General features: G+C 43.9%; 12 protein-coding genes and 1 pseudogene. 8 read left to right on the forward strand and 5 right to left on the reverse strand.

Annotation, left to right across the window (positions count from 1 at the left end):
* The 7 genes and pseudogenes from EJL04_RS14110 to EJL04_RS14140 form a co-directional block, all read left to right on the forward strand.
* A pseudogene (locus EJL04_RS14110) lies at nucleotides 1-100 on the forward strand (IS1595 family transposase); the annotation flags it as partial.
* A gap of 82 nt (nucleotides 101-182) precedes the next feature.
* On the forward strand, nucleotides 183-728 hold the full coding sequence (locus EJL04_RS14115; protein ID WP_125105461.1) for a hypothetical protein: 546 nt from the start codon (nucleotides 183-185) through the stop codon (nucleotides 726-728).
* A 151-nt stretch (nucleotides 729-879) separates the two neighbouring features.
* Nucleotides 880-1,530, forward strand: a complete 651-nt coding sequence (locus EJL04_RS14120) for a hypothetical protein (protein ID WP_164511789.1) — start codon at nucleotides 880-882, stop codon at nucleotides 1,528-1,530.
* A 27-nt stretch (nucleotides 1,531-1,557) separates the two neighbouring features.
* Nucleotides 1,558-4,143, forward strand: a complete 2,586-nt coding sequence (locus tag EJL04_RS14125) for an SEL1-like repeat protein (protein WP_125105463.1) — start codon at nucleotides 1,558-1,560, stop codon at nucleotides 4,141-4,143.
* A 182-nt stretch (nucleotides 4,144-4,325) separates the two neighbouring features.
* The gene (locus EJL04_RS14130) at nucleotides 4,326-5,681 is read left to right on the forward strand and encodes a dipeptidase (RefSeq protein ID WP_125105464.1); all 1,356 of its coding nucleotides are present in this window, start codon (nucleotides 4,326-4,328) and stop codon (nucleotides 5,679-5,681) included.
* 109 nt (nucleotides 5,682-5,790) lie between these two features.
* Nucleotides 5,791-6,813 (forward strand): sensor histidine kinase, encoded by a 1,023-nt coding sequence (locus tag EJL04_RS14135; RefSeq protein WP_162207771.1) that lies wholly within the window; start codon nucleotides 5,791-5,793, stop codon nucleotides 6,811-6,813.
* A 6-nt stretch (nucleotides 6,814-6,819) separates the two neighbouring features.
* A complete protein-coding gene (locus tag EJL04_RS14140) occupies nucleotides 6,820-7,563 on the forward strand; it encodes a LytR/AlgR family response regulator transcription factor (RefSeq protein WP_125105465.1) in 744 nt (247 codons plus the stop codon).
* A 105-nt stretch (nucleotides 7,564-7,668) separates the two neighbouring features.
* Here the strand turns inward: EJL04_RS14140 and EJL04_RS14145 are convergent, their stop codons facing one another.
* The 4 genes from EJL04_RS14145 to EJL04_RS14160 all read right to left on the reverse strand — a co-directional run bounded on the left by EJL04_RS14145 (nucleotide 7,669) and on the right by EJL04_RS14160 (nucleotide 15,709).
* On the reverse strand, nucleotides 7,669-9,408 hold the full coding sequence (locus EJL04_RS14145) for a hypothetical protein (protein ID WP_125105466.1): 1,740 nt from the start codon (nucleotides 9,406-9,408) through the stop codon (nucleotides 7,669-7,671).
* A gap of 665 nt (nucleotides 9,409-10,073) precedes the next feature.
* Entirely contained in the window at nucleotides 10,074-11,456 is a 1,383-nt protein-coding gene (locus EJL04_RS14150) for an efflux transporter outer membrane subunit (protein ID WP_125105467.1), read from the reverse strand.
* Nucleotides 11,453-14,593, reverse strand: coding sequence for an efflux RND transporter permease subunit (locus EJL04_RS14155; protein ID WP_053398835.1), 3,141 nt, complete (start codon nucleotides 14,591-14,593; stop codon nucleotides 11,453-11,455). Before EJL04_RS14155 ends, EJL04_RS14150 begins: the two co-directional genes overlap by 4 nt.
* A gap of 3 nt (nucleotides 14,594-14,596) precedes the next feature.
* Nucleotides 14,597-15,709 carry an efflux RND transporter periplasmic adaptor subunit gene (locus tag EJL04_RS14160; protein WP_021855200.1) on the reverse strand — a complete coding sequence of 371 codons (1,113 nt, stop codon included), beginning with the start codon at nucleotides 15,707-15,709 and terminating at the stop codon, nucleotides 14,597-14,599.
* Between the two features lie 268 nt (nucleotides 15,710-15,977).
* Between EJL04_RS14160 and EJL04_RS14165 the strand changes: the two genes are divergently transcribed.
* Complete coding sequence (locus tag EJL04_RS14165) at nucleotides 15,978-16,859, forward strand: helix-turn-helix domain-containing protein (RefSeq protein WP_125105468.1); 882 nt, start codon at nucleotides 15,978-15,980, stop codon at nucleotides 16,857-16,859.
* Between the two features lie 177 nt (nucleotides 16,860-17,036).
* On the opposite strand, the gene EJL04_RS14170 is transcribed toward EJL04_RS14165, so the two are convergent.
* Nucleotides 17,037-17,660, reverse strand: coding sequence for a porin family protein (locus EJL04_RS14170; protein ID WP_053398838.1), 624 nt, complete (start codon nucleotides 17,658-17,660; stop codon nucleotides 17,037-17,039).
* Between the last annotated feature and the right edge of the window lie 852 nt (nucleotides 17,661-18,512).

Below are 18,512 nucleotides of genomic sequence, written 5' to 3' on the forward strand. Positions count from 1 at the left end.
TTATAAGTTCAACAGAAGGTATTTGGGCTTCAGACTCTTTGACAGGCTCGAACTTTGCGCATGTACGTATAGGGCGAACTTTAAACATCGAATTTATTGATTGGCAACTTGCGGACATTCATTTTACATTATTAGTATTATGTTTTGTCTTTTTGCCACATGCAAAAGCTCAAGTCAATGACTTGACAGAAAGTGACATCCAAGCTTTTAAAGATCGTGTTGGTGAAATTATAGACATGTTTCAAAACAATCTGTCAATACTTGGTGGAAAAAAATATCCACTGAAAGTTAAATCTGTATATAAGAAAAGTGCACTCAAACTTTTTATCGGTGAGGGCAAACCATACACAAGCCCTGACGGCCAAAAGCACGAAGGTGTATCTATGCAAGTCTCATCAATTAAAGGAGGTAAAGAGGTGAAACGGAAAACTCTGCTGACAACATACTTGGATAATCTCATAAAGTTACCTTACTCTGAAGTCAGATTGACAAAAGCTGACACATATAGAATTAGCAACATATACAAAGTTGGCGATCATTACGAAGCGACAGCGACTATATTCCAACGCTTTGAAGGTTTTATGGGAAAAGAAATGCGTAAAGTATATAGAGATGTTACCCAAAAAAACATTAAAGTGTACATAATGCCGGAAAACGACTATGTATTAGGGCAACATTGGAGCGTAAGGTTAGGAGACATTGAAGTTCTTGAGACGGAGGGTTACTAAGTTATTACATATGAATTTATTAAAAAGAGTTTTTATCGCAGCTCTTCTTACTGCTTATTGCTGTTATTCTGAAGCCCAGATAACAATGCTTCCACCGCCTGAAGCCAACGAAAATCTTCTAAAAGGACGCGTTAAACAAATAGATGAATTTATGGCACGATTCAATATGTATGAGGCATGGGATGGGTCAAAAATAACCGACCGCAAGGATAGTACATTCCGAAAAAAGTATCTTGCCACTTTGTTTGACGACAAAAAGTTTAAGTTGCCAAATGGTAATCTTAATGCTTTAGCAGCAGAATTTGTCGATTATGTAGTGAACAAAGATTATCAGCTTAAATATGAAGATTCTTTATGGAGTGCAGAAGTTAAGTGTAGTATAAAAATTGGCTACCAGCATAAGATAATGAGACTTTTCTTGCGCACTTTTAAAGTGAGAGAGGGCGAATACAAATGGGTTATAAGCAACGCGGTCAGCGACATTTTCAATGTTGCTGTTTCTGATTCGTCCTCCAATGCGTTTATTTCTCCTGTCGAGCATGAAATAGGCTTTGTCGGACTTATATCTTCCTGCAACAATACACGTAACGTGTCGGGATATTTTGACAGTCATGTGTATTTTCCAGATAACCTATCCATGCTTGCCGTACTTTTGGGAAACGGGCTTCTTAAAATCGAATCGGTTGATAATGTACTTTTCCATTTCCAGACAGTATCTGGTTATTCGTTCACCATCGAGCGTGTGGAGAAGCGCGGTTCTTACAACACAGGTTGGCTTATTACACGTTTAACCAAATTTTAATTGTTAAATAAATACGACATAAAATATATGAGAAAATTTTTATTTGTATTAATGACTCTGATTTCCTTCGCTGTCCCAATACAATTGGATGCAGAGAATCTTTCGTCTGAAGCCCGTCAGAAAATAGAAAATCGTGTCAAGGAATATTGTCAGCTGATGACTCTTTTTTCCGAAAATATAGAAAACATAACTCTTCTTGACTCTATTGTTTCCATGTGTGAAAATAATAAAGTTCAAACCTTTGACGATCTTACCCCAAAAGAGAAGTCCCCAAATATCGAGTACAACTCTTATCCTCTGTTCCAGTATCTCCAAAACATAACATCAAAGTATGAGAACTCGCTCAATTTCGAATTTTCAGATTTTGCATGTGAAAAAGTCATTTCTGAACCTAAAATGAACAGCACAGGTCTTGACGAAGAAGATTTAAAGTCTGGAAGTTCTCTGTTAAGCAATTCTTATGCATTGGTTAATGTTACCAAACACATAAAAGGTAACGGCATAAACCATACAGTACGTCTTCGTGTAACTGTGAATATTTCAAATATGAAGATTGGTGGAACCGTGTCACAAGATTATGAAGATCCATATTCTTTGTACCTTGAAGGTATTTCCCTTATTAATGAAGGAAAGACTAAAAAAGGCTTTGAGTTACTCAAGCGAAGCTCTAGCTATAAGACATATGCAGGACGTTATCGTGCTATGACAGTTATGGGTATAACTTATCTTCAAGATAAAAACTATAATGAGTGCGAACATATGCTGCGTGATGCTTCCGAGCATGACCCTGTCGCAGGAATTTTTCTTGCGAATTTATACATGAACACAGCAGGACTAGCACCGAAAGAATATTTTAGACCTTATGTTGCGCTACAACTTCTAGAAAAATATGCAAGAATTGAAGATAAAGATTATCCTTATGCAGCACCTCTTGCCAATATGTATCTTACATATATATACGGCATGGGCAAGGTTGTGCCAAAAGACTTAGGAAAAGCACAAACTTATCTTCAAAAGACATTTAATTATTTAGATAAAAATTATGATGTTAATTTTCTGCTAATGTTCCATAATATTAGCGCCTGGATATACATGGAACAAGGCAATTACACCCTAGCAAAAATCGATTTGATGTTCGTTGAAAACATGTCAAATTCAGTATTTGTCAACAGACAATTACAGCCAGTTCTCTCTCTTGGTGCATATGTTTCTCTTGCGCTTATTTATCAAGAGGAAGGCGATAAATCTAAAAAGGAAGAATACATAAACAAGCTTAAAGCTGTAGGCACAGCTAAGGCCAATGGTTGTTTGGCCATTTTGTATAGAAATGACAACAACGTTACAGAGGCTATAAAATATTATAGGCTGGCAGCTGATGCCGGCGACGGACAAGCAGCAAACATAATGAGTTTTTACTACGCACCGCAAAAAGTAATTAACACAATAAAGTTATCTGCCGATGCGGATGCTTTTGAGAAATTTCTTTATAGTCCGAGGCCTGAACGCGATTTTAATAAAGCAAAATATTATGCACGTATAGCGGCAGAAAACAATAATATAGATGGAAGTTCTCAAATGGTATATTACTGCATTGCCGGAGCAGAACTTGGCGGTGAGCAAGACTTACACGAAGGACTGAAGTGGACATGTGTTTACGCTAATAGAGCCAGTTTTGAAAAGGCTGGGTTTCTAGCTCAATATACAAATTATTTTGCGTACCAAATAGCTCAAAACAAAGATGAAAGCATGTTATTGTCAGTAAAACAGCTGGCCGACAATAATGATCCTGCCTGCAATTATATATTAAATCTTCTTTATTCATACTACCCTCCCCGCGACACGGTAAAAGCTGCAGAATATTTGCTTAAGAGCGCTGACAGCGGCTTTTATCTCGCTATGGTAGATGCTGCCGCAAATTATTGTAACGGGAATATCTTGAAAAAGGATCCTGAATCTGCTATGTTTTGGTATAAGAAGATGGCTGATATGAATTATCCTGCGGGTTGGTCTGGACTTGCATATTGTGAAGGACAATTCAACAATAACTATGAGAAAGAGAAAGAATATTATCTGCGTGCTTTTAAATTACGTTATCCAGATGCAGCAGTTTCATTGGCTGAATATCATTTAAGCGGTGAGCATAGCTTTGAGAAGGATCCGGCTAAAGCATTATATTATTTAGAGCAGACACAAATTTTCTGTAATGAACTAGGAATGCTGCCTGTTGAAAAATTTTATCCTGACTATGAAAAATACGTTGCGCATGCAAAGCAGGAAATAGGCGGGAACTCATCTTATAACCCTTCAGTATCAAACTTTCATGATTCTATAGAAGAACATATACCTGAGTTTGACGCATTGTCAGATCCTGCAATTACACCTGAATCTCGTATTTCAGAGGCAGAGAAGTTGCTCTCTGAACTATTTGAGTCATCATCAGCTGTAGTCAAGACTGTAGGAAGCAACGGCACGACAATAATAGCAACCGAAACAGCCAGTGACTTTATTATGCGACTCTGTACATCACCATCAAAAATTCGTATCGTTCGGATAAAATCCCATGTTAATAACAAAGGTCAATTTGTTGACCTTACGGTAAAAGAAGTGAAATAAGATAATGTATTCTGTTTTGATTATATCAAAATGGATATAATATATTATAACTATATGTCTTGCGGAATTATAAACTCCGCAAGACATTAAAGACAGATAGCCGACACATTTATTCAGCACAAACGCGCTGACTTTGCGCAAAAAGATGTAACTTTACGGCGGATTAATCTTAAATTCAGAATATGGAAATAAAGAAATTTATCGAAGAGAACGAGTCGAGATTTCTCGACGAGCTGTTCAGCCTTATACGCATACCGAGCATAAGCTCGCAGAAAAGTCATAAACAAGACATGCTGGCATGCGCCGAACGCTGGCGCCAACTGCTGATAGAGGCCGGTGCCGACAGGGCCGAGGTGATGCCTAGCGACGGCAATCCGCTGGTGTTTGCAGAAAAGCACGTGAGCGACGATGCAAAGACGGTGCTGATATATGCCCACTACGACGTGATGCCGGCTGAACCGCTGGAACTGTGGAAGAGCGAACCGTTTGAGCCGGTGATCAGAGACGGACATATATGGGCGCGCGGTGCCGACGACGACAAGGGGCAAGCCATGATTCAGGCTAAGGCGTTTGAATATATGGTTAAGGAAAAACTGCTTACTCACAACGTAAAGTTTATATTTGAGGGCGAAGAAGAAATAGGCTCGCCGAGCCTCAATGCATTTATCAGCAAGCACAAAGAGCTGCTCAAGGCCGACGTTATACTGGTGTCAGACACGAGCATGCTTGGTGCCGACCTGCCGTCGCTGACAACAGGACTGCGCGGTCTGGCTTACTGGGAGATTGAGGTTACAGGACCCAACCGCGACCTTCACTCAGGACACTTCGGCGGAGCCGTGGCCAACCCGATAAACACTCTATGCGAAATGCTCGCCACCGTTGTGGGCAAAGACGGCCGCATAACCATCCCTCACTTCTACGATGACGTGGAGGAAGTGCCGCAGGCTGAGCGCGACATGATACATCAGATACCGTTTGACGAGAAGAAATATATGGAGGCAATAGGTGTAAACGCGCTGAAAGGCGAAGAAGGCTACTCTACGCTGGAGCGCAACAGCTGCCGCCCGTCATTCGACATCTGCGGCATCTGGGGAGGATACACCGGCGAAGGCGCCAAGACAGTGCTGCCGTCGAAGGCTTACGCCAAGGTGTCGTGCCGACTTGTGCCTCATCAGCAGCACGAAAAGATATCAAAGCTGTTTGTAGACTACATCAACAGCATTGCGCCCGACTACGTAAAGGTGAAGGTTACGCCCATGCACGGCGGCGAGGGCTACGTGTGCCCGATAGACATGCCGGCATATAAGGCAGCCGAAAAGGGCTTTGAGAAGGCCTTCGGCAAGAAGCCCCTGGCAGTGCGCCGCGGCGGAAGCATACCTATCATAAGCGACTTTGAGCGCATACTGGGCATAAAGACGGTGCTGATGGGCTTCGGACTTGAGAGCAACGCCATCCACTCGCCCAACGAGAACATGCCGCTCGACATATTCCGCAAGGGTATAGAGGCCGTCATCGAATTCCACAAAAGATATGAATAGGAAATGACACTGCATTGAAGAAAGGGGCGCTTGACTTTATGTCACGACCCCTTCTTCTATTTTTAATAAATCAAGAAAACTGAACATACCGAAAAACGACATGAACAATATGGCTAAATTATATACGCCAGCAAAAATAAAGTTAAAAAACAGAATATGTATGCATATAGGTATCATTACTGCATACTATTTACTATTTCAGTCATTTTACAATCTGATTGATAGCCGGAACCTGTGGCCATATGAGAATTTCAAACAATTTCTAATATACTTTTTACTGAATTTTATTCCAATAACAATAGTTTACACAACAAACCTTTTCATAATATTCAAGCTAGATTCCTTCAAAACGCCACTAAAAAGACTGACCATAGACATTGTATCTTCATTTGTAAGTATGTCGGTAATAAACCTACTGTTTTCTTTAATACTTTCTTTTGTATCTGAAGAGCACATGCATGTAAACTGGGCAGGTACTGTATTTAACAACATTTTTCTTCTTCTCGGTTTAGAAGTTGCATATTTTGTAAAGAATCATATACGCCATATTCAACAAATTAGCGAGAACAAGCAGAAAGCCCTACAATATCAATATGAAGCCTTACGAGCACAGGTAAATCCACACTTTCTTTTCAACACCCTTAATATGCTGTATGCCCTTGTTGGAAAAGACACAGAAAAGTCAAAACAGTTTATCTTGTCGCTCTCACGCATATACAGATATGTACTCGACCAGCAAGGACATGAAAGGGTAACGTTAGATTACGAATTAAAATTCGCCAAAGAATATGCAAAAATTCTAATGTTAAGGTATAGTAACAATTTCACTGCTGAAAATAACGAGCCCCCAGAAAAGCAACACTATATTGTTCCTTTTACGCTGCAACTACTTATCGAAAACATTGTAAAACACAATAAAGTAAGCAGTACCACACAAGTAAAAGCAAAAATAGAGTTTACAGACAATTATCTCACTGTGAGCAACGAAATTAACCGAAAGCCAACTACATCGGCAACATCACCACACAAAGGCCTCACATATCTAAAAATGCTGTATGAGGCTTATGGAAAAAAGATTGAAATTAAAGATGATAATAATATATTCATTGTAAAAGTTCCTTACTTAAATTAAAACCGTATGAAATATATTATAATTGAAGACGAAGAATTTGCCAGGGAAAACTTGAAAGACATAGTTGAAAAAGTAAGACCAGACTATGAACTTACAGCAATGCTCAGTTCTGTAGACGAAAGTATAAAGTTTCTTGAATCTGAGAATGTCGACATGGCCTTTATGGACATTGACTTAGGTGACGGGACATGCTTCGACATAATAAGAAATACAGACATAAAGATACCAATAATATTTACTACGGCATACAACGAATATGCAATTGAAGCATTCAAGACCAACAGTATAGACTATCTGTTAAAACCGATAACAGAGGAAGACGTTGAACACTCACTAAGAAAACTCGACGACATGGCTGACATTTTCAGGTCTGATGGATACAGGACTATATTGACAAAGAAAGAAAAAATTGACAGAATACTAATAGCCAAGAATAAGAGCTTTTCATTTATAAATATATCAGACATCGCTTTTTTCTGTATAGAAGACCGCTACGTTGTTGCATATACTAATGAGGGAAACTGCGAAATAACCGAAATAGCAAATATGGAAAAAGTCATGGACTTAGTAACTGATCATGACTTTTTCCAACTTTCGCGCAGTATGATATCATCTATAAAAGCCATTAACAATGTAACTAAGATTGACAACCAACGCCTTTATGTAACAGTATGTGCTGGCGATAAAAAGAAGGAAGTAATCATAAGTGCCCTAAGGCGTAAAGACTTTTTAAACTGGCTTGGACACTGATTCAAGAAAATAGATAATATGAAATGAATTATTCTTTTCATAATTTAGCCCAAATCAAGAATTTAACATTCGAGACGATTTGGGCTAAATATATTTATCACATGATTATTTTTTTATAAACTTTTTACCATTTTGGATATAAATACCTTTTCCCATATTTTCAGGATTTACCCTCTGGCCCTGAATATTAAATACAGGGGCATTTTTATCAAATCCAGCTCTTACATCGTCAATGCCGGTGCTTGTGTTATAAACGATATCCGACTTATACACGGTTCCGTCTGAAGCATAATATATACTCTGCACTCCAAGTTTCACGTCTGCTGTAGAAAAATAGAAGAACACTGTATGAAGCTCGCTTCCCACCGAAGCAGGATATACATCATAACCTTCATGATTATAAGGAATTTCAGTAACATCCGTCGTAAAGTCTTTAGCATAAGTATCTGCATCGAAAACAAAAGGAACAGCATCATCGCCGACATATAGACTGTAATATAAATTCTGAGTATTCAGTTCATTTCCACCGACATCGGTAGCCGGTATCTTGACCTGAATATATGAATAGCCATAATTGTCGTAATTGTCATCAGGAGCAAAGAACGTAAACGAAGGATTCTGTAATTTAGAAACTTTCTCTGTATAGGCAGTAAACTTCGGGAAATCATAATTTACGTTATATCCACGCTGCCCATATCCCCTACTGATGTAAAGAGACACAAGATCATCAGTGGTGAGCGTCCTGTTCTCTGCATCGAAATTCATAACAAGTTTGTCCGCATCAGCATAATAGTAATACTCGCTTTGGGTGTCTAAAGTCAGATTACCAACACGGAAATAAAGATAACGGTTAGTTTCATTGTCAGGGCCAAGAAGCTGACGTGTGTTAAACGTAACCTTGTTGCCGTCGATTTCGCCCTTAATCCATTGATCTGAATCCTGGTTATATGGATTGTTTATATATATTTCTTTGTCTGTAACAGCTACATCAAGAAATTTCTTCATAGTTCCATACTCACTCCAATTAGCCCACCGATACTCAAACATCCATTTAGTAAGCTCTACGCCCTCAGGAAGAACATTCTTTCTTGAAGATACTAAAGAATCTGAAAGCATAGCATCGCCATAACCGGTCCAATATCCGTCTGAATATGTAAGTCCCATTATAACGTCCTCGTCTTTTGTATCCATAGACAAAGTACCGTCTGATTCAAGAGTAAAACTCAGCTCATTAGGTTCCGTTTCAGAAATAAGATAGAAAATACTATCTGGCTTTTCCTCGATATTCTCTCTCACCATACGGCTTGCATAATATCCATATTTCACACCGTCATACTCTTCTATCATCACAAGCTGAGGCAATTTTGCCACATACTTGCTATCACCTATAGGCTCAAGCTTAAGATAATTATTCGTAGAATTTCCTCCTGTAACGCACAACAAATACAGATTACCATCATCGCCCTTCACATAATTTGAAATAACTCCAGTATCCTCGCCTGTATATATTGACGTACCGCCAAGTTTATAGAATGTAAGCGAATTACGCACCGTCTCAAACTTTTCTCCAGAAGGATTGCTTATAAGCATACTCTCGTCAAACGAAGGCTCTTCGCCACCGGGTTCACCTCCAGTCTGTCCGCTATCATCACCTTCAGTTCCTATTGTTCCGTCGCTCCATACTATTTCTGACTTATAAGTTTTATCGCCATCATGATATATAGCCTGGGCTCCAAGTTTCTTAAATCCGCTCCACGATGAAGGATGAAATATTGTAGTGGTACCATCGCTACTCCATATATCATAAAACTGTGAATCTGAATACCCATATGGAATCTCCGTCATGTCTGATTCTATATATGGAAAAGTTGTTTTTTCTAAAGTTACTGGAGATTCTGCATTATCCTTATAAACAGAAAAATAGAGTTTAGATTCATCAAGGGCAACTCCTTTTTGATCAGTCAATACTAAAGTTATTCTCAACATGTTTTCCGAGTCATTCACAACAGGATTAACCAACTGTATGGATGCTACAGCAGAAGAACACATCAACAAAAATAGGAATAGAATTCCTATAAAAGCAGTATTTCTTTTCATACTCCTAAAATTTAAGATTAAAATATAATGTTATTAACTCTGAAGTTTCTTTCACATATAAACTAACTTTTCATGGCGTAAAGATACAAATTAATGTTATACGTACAGAATAAAAAAACAACAGTAGGTATGAACTTCAAATATAAATGTCTGAACTTCAGATTTAAATGATTGAACTAACAGAACATAAAAACAAAAAACAATAGATTATTATTTTAAAACAAAAACTTTGTAAGAAACATAACATTCTAACACATAAAAACGTCGGCACGGCACATGGTTGATACACCAGAACGCCATGCCGACTTGGCCCAAACCCGGTAGCCAGACCATTAAGTCAATAGAGTTTATGTATTATTCGTCAAATGAAGGTTGGGCCTAGGTATGAAGAAAACAAATTGATATAAATAAACTTATTCGCATCCTCCTCCAAGGGCGCTGTAAAGATTTACGATGGCTTCGCAGCGGCTATATATGTCTGATACCACGCTAAGGCGCGCATTGAGCAGCTCCTGACGAGCCGACAGAAGTTCGATATATGTGGCGTTGCCCGTGCGATAAAGGGCGTCAGATGTCTTTACGGTACGCTCAAGCTCGGCACACTGCTTGCTATGGCTGTCGAGACTGCGCTGGGCCGACTCTGCCGCATAGAGATAATTGTTCACCTCCTGACCGGCATCAAGCAGTGCCTGCTTATAGCTGAGCAAGGCTATCTGCTCCTCGTCCTTGGCAACACGCAGGTTTGACACCAGCTTGCCGCGGTTGAATATAGGCTGCGTGAGCGAAGCCAGAGCCGAGAGAATCCAGCTGCCCGGGTCGGACACTATCTGTCCGGCCGAATTGGTCCAGCCTGCGCTGCCAGAAAGAGTGAGGCTGGGATAGAAAGCCGAACGGGCCTGATTGGTGGAATAATATGCAGCAGCAAGCGTCATTTCGGCCTGCACAACGTCAGGACGCCTTGACAGCAGACGCAGGGGCAAGCCAGCAGACAGGCTGTCGGGCATGCGCTGCCCGTCGAGCGTGCCCCTCTCTATGCGGCGCGACGTAGTGCCAATCAGGGTGCACAACGCATTTTCGGCCTCACGCTGCTGTCTTAGCAGGTCGTTGTATGACGCCTCGAGTTCATAAAGTCCTGCACGTGCCTGTGTCAGCGCGTTTTCGTTTTCTTCGCCGACCTTCAGCAGGGCCTCAATAGTACGCACCTGCTCGCGCCACACATTAAGGGTAGACAGGCTTATCTCTATCTGGCTGTCAATGGAAAGCAGGGCATAATAATCTATTGCTATCATGGCAATGAGCTTAGAGCGTACAGCCTGCTGATATGCTTTCTGCTGAAGGAGAGTGGCCTGACTGCTCTTCTTAGCATTACGGAGACTGCCGAACAGGTCGACTTCCCAACTGGCCTCTATGGGCAGTTCGTAGGTCTTTGCGGGCTTGCCGCCGTCGACAGAGCTCAGCGAGCCCTGAGGCGACAACGTGAGTGACGGCAGGAAGGCCAGCTTGGCGGCCTTGAGCTGTGCCTCAGCCTGGTCGACACGCAACAGGGCGGTAAGCATGTCGGTGTTGTTGCTCAGTCCATAGCTGATAAGCTCGCGCAGATGCTCATCCTGAAAGAACTGCTGCCACGGCATGTCGCCCAGCGAGGTGGTGTCGGCCGAGGCAACAGAATCGGCCGACACGTCGCGGTAAAGGCTGTCAACCGGCAGGTTGCCGGGACGCTCATAGGTGCTGTAGATGCGGCAGCCGCTCATCAGCACGCCGCTCAAAATAAACAAAACAAGACTTATATTTTTCATAAACTTCTTTCATTTTTACGTTTACTCATCACCCGCTCTTCAACATACTGGAACACGATGAAGAAGGCCGGCGTTACGAACAGCAGCGCCACCGTGCCGATAACCATTCCTCCGACCACGCCTACACCGAGCGAGCGGTTGCCGTTGGCACCTACGCCTGAGGCGAACATAAGCGGAAGCATGCCGAACACCATCGTGAGGGCTGTCATAAGGATTGGGCGCAGACGAACGGCAGCAGCGCTCATGGCAGCCTGAGTGAGCGTCATGCCCGACTTGCGGCGCTCTGTGGCATACTCGGTAACGAGGATGGCCGTCTTGGACAGCAGTCCGATGAGCATGATGAGACCAGTCTGGAGATATATGTTGTTTTCGAGTCCCCACATGCGGGCAAAGAGGAAACTTCCTGCCAGACCGAACGGCACAGACATGATGACGGCCATAGGCACAAACAGACTCTCGTAAAGTGCGCACAATATAAGATAGATGAAGAGCACGCAGATGCAATAGATGATAACGGTGTCGTGCGAACCGGCCATCTGTGCCTCCTCGCGCGTCATGCCGGAATATTCGTAGCCATAGCCCGTGGGCAGTGTGCGTGCTGCCACCTCGGTTACGGCATTGATGACGTCGCCCGAACTGTAGCCGTCGGCCGGCATGCCCTGCACGTTGATGGCCGAGAAGAGGTTGAACCTGGTGAGCGACTCGGAACCGTAGGTCTTGCTGAGCTTGACAAACTGGCTGACAGGAGCCATGCCTCCCGTGGTTTTTACATATATGTTGTCGAGCGACTGCATGCTGTTGCGGCTGTCGGAAGGAGCCTGGATGATGACGCGGTAGAGCTTGGTGAAACGGTTGAAGTTAGAGGCATATATGCTTCCGAAGTATCCCGACAGCGTGTTGATGACATCCTGCGTGGTTATGCCGGCACGCTGACACTGAGCCTCGTCTATGTCGACCCTGTACTGCGGGAATTTGGAACTGAACGACGTGTATGCCATCTTTATCTCCGGCCGCTTGTTAAGCTCTGCCAGGAAATCGTCGGTTACCTTACTCAGGGCATCAATGCCCTTGCCGCTGCGGTCTTGTATGTAAAGCTCAAAACTGTTACCTGTACCGTAGCCCGATATCATAGGCGGCGAGAACACGAATATGGTTGCGTTCTTGATGTGTGCAGTGCGGCGGTAGATTTCGTTGCTTATGGCATCAACACTGCTTTCGTCGCCCTTGCGTTCGTCCCAGTGCTTCAGCTTGACGATGAACATACCGTGAGACGAGCCGCTGCCCGAACCCATGCCGAAGCCGGCTATTTTGTTGAAGTTCTCTATCTGAGGTATGTCTTTCAGCTCTTTCTCCACCTGTCCCATAATCTCGGCTGTTTCGGCGAGGGTGCTTCCTGCCGGCGCATCGAGACTCACGAAGATTGACCCGGTGTCCTCAGACGGCACAAGACCGGTCTTTGTGGTAGACATAAGATAGAACAGGAGCACGACTACAAAACCAAGCGACGCCCATGCCACCCACTTGCGCTTGACAAAGAACTTGACACCCGACTTATACTTCTGCACGATGCGGCGGAACGACGAGTCGAACGCCATGCGGAAGCGCGTGGAGAAGCCCGGCTTGCGGCCTTCTATGATTTCTTCGTTCGGACGCAGTATAAGAGCACACAGGGCCGGCGACAGCGTAAGGGCGTTGATGGCAGATATACCAACGGCAACGGCCATTGTTACGCCGAACTGTGTGTAGAATATGCCCGACGTGCCGCCCATGAACGACACCGGAACAAACACCGCCATGAACACGAGTGTTGAAGTTACGATGGCTGATGAAATACCGTTCATGGCGTCAACGGCTGCCTTGTATGGCGAGCGGTAGCCTTCGTCAAAGCGGGTCTGCACGGCCTCGACCACGATTATGGCATCGTCGACAATCGTACCGATGGCAAGCACAAGGGCAAAGAGCGTCAGCAGGTTGATGCTGAAGCCTGCCACATAAAGGGCCGCAAACGTTCCGATGAGCGACACGAAGATGCTTATGGTTGGAATAAGCGTTGAGCGCGGGTTCTGCAAGAACACGTACACTACGAGCACCACAAGGATGATGGCCTCGATGAGCGTCTTAATAACCTCATTGATAGAGGCATCAAGGAAGTTCTTGGTGCTCATAAGCTCTACCACCTCTACATCCTCGGGCAGTGTCTCCTTGAGTTCTTCAAGATATTTGTTTATGCTGGTAATTATCTCGTTGGCGTTGGTGCCTGCTGTCTGGTTTATCATGCAGGTCGTACCGGGCGAACCGTTCACAGAGCCGGTGTATGTATAGCTCTGAGAGCCGAGCTCAACCTTGGCTATGTCGCTGAGCCTGACCACGCGGCCGTCGTCGAACGCCTTGATTACGATATTCTCAAATTCTTTTTCCTTTTCAAGGCGTCCGCGATACTTCAGCGTATACTGGTAGACATTCTTTGAGTCTTCGCCTATTGATCCGATTGACGCCTCTATGTTCTGGCTCGACAATGCAGCCTCTACATCTGCCGGTTCAAGCTCATACTGCGCCATGACGTCGGGCTTGAGCCATATGCGCATGGCATAGTCGCCTCCCATGACGTTCACCTCGCCCACGCCTGAAATACGCTGCAGCTGCGGCTTTACGTTAATGTTTAGATAATTGGTAAGAAAGGTCTCGTCGTAGGTGCCCTTAGGACTGTAAAGGCCGAATATCATAAGCATGCTGCTCTGCCTCTTCATCGTGGTAACACCCACCTTTGTCACTTCGGCCGGAAGCAGCGATGTGGCCGTAGACACCTTGTTCTGCACGTTGACGGCAGCCATGTCGGGGTCGGTGCCCTGCTTGAAATACACTGTAATCTCGGCGCTGCCGGTGTTGCTGGCCGTTGAGGTCATATAGGTCATGTTCTCCACGCCGTTGATGGCTTCCTCCAAGGGCACGATGACGCTCTTCTGCACAGCCTCGGCATTGGCTCCGCTGTAAGTGGTCGACACGCGGATGGTAGGCGGGGCTATGTCGGGATACTGCTCTACGGAAAGGGCATACAGACCTATAAGTCCGGCAACAAGTATCACAACGGATATCACCATCGACAGGATGGGACGGTCGATAAACTTCTGCAGTTTCATAGGCTATTTCTCCTTTTTAGTTCCGGATGACGCCACCACCGTACCATCTTTAAGCAGGCCGGCTCCCTCTGACACTATCACGTCGCCCTTGCGAAGGCCCGACTTTACGATATATTCCTTGCCGTCGTTTATCTCGAACACCTCAATGGGCGTAGACACGGCACGACCGTTGATTACACGATAGGCAAACACCTTGTCCTGAAGCTCGTAGGTTGCTCCCTGCGGTATCACCACACAGTCTTTACACTCGTAAGGAACCACCACATTGGCCTGGCTTCCGCTCATTATCCTGCGCGAGCTGTTGTCGAACACGGCACGCACGCTGACAGTTCCTGTTGTCTTGTCGACAATGCCGCTGAGCACGTCTACCTTACCTTTTTTCTCATACACCGAACCGTCGCTCAGCTCAAGCGACACCTCGGGAAACGACTTGACGGCCTCGTCAAGTGAACCATACTGTGAGGTTAACGAGAGCACCTGCTTGTCGGACAGAGAGAAGTAGGCATATATCACCGAATTGTCGGACACATGTATCAGCGGCTCTGTCATAGAGGCGTCAACCAGCGCGCCTACACGAAACGATGTCATGCCGGCATAGCCGTCAACGGGACTTTTTACCTCTGTGTAAGACAGGTTGTTGAGCGCATCGGTAAGTTCGGCACGGGCCTGACTGAGGGCTGCCACCGCACTCTTATAGCTGTTCTGAGCCGTGCGCAACTCAAAATCGGATATCACCTTGTCGGCATACAACGACTGCTTGCCGGCAAGCGTCTGCTTTGCGGTAGCCTCATTGGCTTCTGCCGTGGCCACAGACGCGCGTGCCTTGGCTACAGCCGCACGGTATGGCACCTGGTCGATGACGAACAGCACCTGGCCCTTGCGCACATAGGCACCTTCCTTTACGCATACCTGGGTTATCTTTCCTGAAATCTGCGGACGCACCTCCACATCCTGGCGGCCTTCGGTTACTGCTGAATATTTAAGCGACAGGGTTCTGTCCTCGGCCTTCAGAGTCATCATCGGATAGTCGCCGCCGGCTGCCTGCTGTCCGGACTTGTTGTTACAACCGAACAAAATAGACAGGCAACATAAAATAAAAACATGTCTTAATCTCATACTCATTTTTTATTCTTTGATGTTTCGGGCACAAAATTATCCTGACAAAACGCTTGCTCTTTTGTAAATTTGGAGTAAGAATTTGTTCATTACAGACATCGTTAAGACTAATTTGCAAACGCTATGTCTATTTTGCGCTAAAAATTGTCTAAAAAGGACACTTAATAAGTATATTTGCAAGCACATCTCCATCGGCAGACCCGGCAAATACAGGCAATATGACAAAAGCGCCACGGCAGTCTGCCTCAAATACATAAAAAACTACCGTATGAACATTCACGAACTAATGCCTAAATTTCCGCCTTCGTGCTATATCAAGGAGCAGATATTGCTGGTCAATCCGAACGAGTTTCACCGACTTGAAGGTATCGACATTGACAGCAGCAGGGTATTCATTGTTGTGAGCGAAGGCTGTATTGACATAAATCTAAACGGAAAAAGATGCCACATAGAAAGTTGCTCGTGCATAGACAGCCTTGACACTGTGACCATACGAATAGAGAAATGTGAAAAAGATGCAAGGGCATGGTGCATGCTGGTTACATACACCTTTGCACGAAACTCGCTGAAAAACTTCAAGCCCGTGCCTATTGAGAAACTGCTGCAGACACAGGACATACCCATACACTCTTTCACAAAAGAAGCAATATCGCGAGTGGACACACAGCTAAGTTTTCTGGCTGATGCCATTGCCGCAAAGAATCACTATTATCATAACGAACTGGCTGCCGTGTTCTACAAAAGCATGTGTCTGGAACTGGGCAACGCAATAATGTCGAACGAAACAACCATTGACGACATGCAGCAGGGTTGCAGGCGCAGCGAGGCCGTGGCGCTCGACTTCACCAAGCTCGTGACAAAATATTTCACCAGGCAACATAACATAGACTTTTATGCCCAGGCCCTGAACATGTCGGCAAAGCATCTTACAAGAATAATAAAGAACACAATGGGCAGGACGCCTCATACGGTTATCTGCGACGAGATAACACACGAGGCAATGGCGCTGCTCGACGACGACAGAATGACCATAGGACTTATATCCGAAAAACTAGGTTTCTCGGATCAGGCGGCATTCTGCAAATTCTTCAAAAGGCAGGTGAGCATATCGCCTACTGAATACAGATTGAAAAACAAGAAGTCTGACTAATTGATAAAGCAAGGTGCGTATTTGTACACAAGCCCAATTCTGCCCATTAGACTCAGCGCTCAATACAACACGTTCCTTGCTTCATCAGAATAATTTATCAGCCCGTCTGAGATATAATGTTTCTGTCCGAATGCCAAGGCATCTCAAGCAATGATGCTCATGCCCGACACAGACACTCTAAAAGACATATCCTAGATTCACAAAAAAGTTACTGTTCTTCAGGCTGATATCATCTTCTGTCTTGTTGATGTTTTTCAGGCCAATTTCATAGCCGAAACCTACATAAGCGTTCTTGGCGGCAATAAGACCTACTCCCATATGCAGGCCGGTGTCATAACGCTCAAGCACTCCGTTGTCTCCGAATGTATCAAGATCATCCATTATTTCGCCAGATATGCCATATGCAAAGTATGGACCTACGTTTACCTGCAACTGGGTATTGCGGTTAAAGTCATATCTGTAAGAGAGCAACAAAGGCAGCTCTATATAGTTTGCGTCTATTCTGTTGTTCTCCCTACCCTTTCCTTTTACGCCCTTGGCTGTATATTGCAGTCCGGTCTTTACATAAAGGCTCCTTATTATCGGGATGTGTGCATAGGCTCCGGCATTATATTGCAAAGAATATTTCTCGTTTGTGATATCACCCGTAAGCTTCGACATGTTTAAGCCTAACTCTATGCTGAACCGCACGCCATGATCGGCTTTATTTGTTGATAATTGCGGAGGGCTTCCATCATTCTGCGACATCACTGACAGATGTGCAAAGAACGCAATAACAAGAATAAATATCGTCTTCTTCATTTTCGTATAGATTTATGTTTTACCTAAATTGATGCAAATCCATTTCAAGGCGTACCCGCCAGGCAGACATATAGACGGCTAAGGTGCATCGCTGTCACATAACAGCTACATGATATTATGCAAATGCAACAGGTCAGCAAGTTGCTGAATATACGGATAACCTTTGCGGGTATTTCATCGTAGTTCATATTCGCCTGTATTTAATCTCTGTAAAAAACGTTTAAGGTCATAAAAGGTTTCTCTTCATTCACTCATTGGCATACTGCCATCACCATAAGTTTACGGCTATAAAGATACGAAAAATATTCCAACTCCGATTAATCTGAGTTTCCGTTTTTACACTTTGCGCGATTTTATCATAATCGCTCACCATGATTCTGCCGGATTATCATTTTATATTGAGCAGACTATAGTTTGCCGTTTAAAGTCATAGCAGACTATATCAGAAAAAGAATGACGACAAGAATACTACAAGAACAAATAAGCGGATGAAGACATCGGTATACCTGTTGAATAGAGTCACAGTCTGTCTTGTACGCGATAAAGATTTAACCATGCAATATAAGACAATCTGCTGTCTGCCATGGAAGCGCTAAAAGCATAATCACCTGCGAACATCCACGATGCAAAAGGTGCTGAACGGCAACACAAAAGGTATGCTTTTACCCTATAAAACATGGCTTTTCACAAGCTGAAAGGGCACAAGTTATACAGAAGGACAGCGTGTGGAAAGTAAAAATTGTTTTATAAAAAACTCGTCACTCATCACATCTGCACCTAACTCAAAGAATATCAACACATTATGGTGTGACGAGTTGTATTAAGGAAACATCACAACGGCACAGCGGCATA

The organism is Prevotella marseillensis, assembly GCF_900625065.1.
GTDB classification, from domain to species: Bacteria; Bacteroidota; Bacteroidia; order Bacteroidales; family Bacteroidaceae; genus Prevotella; species Prevotella rara.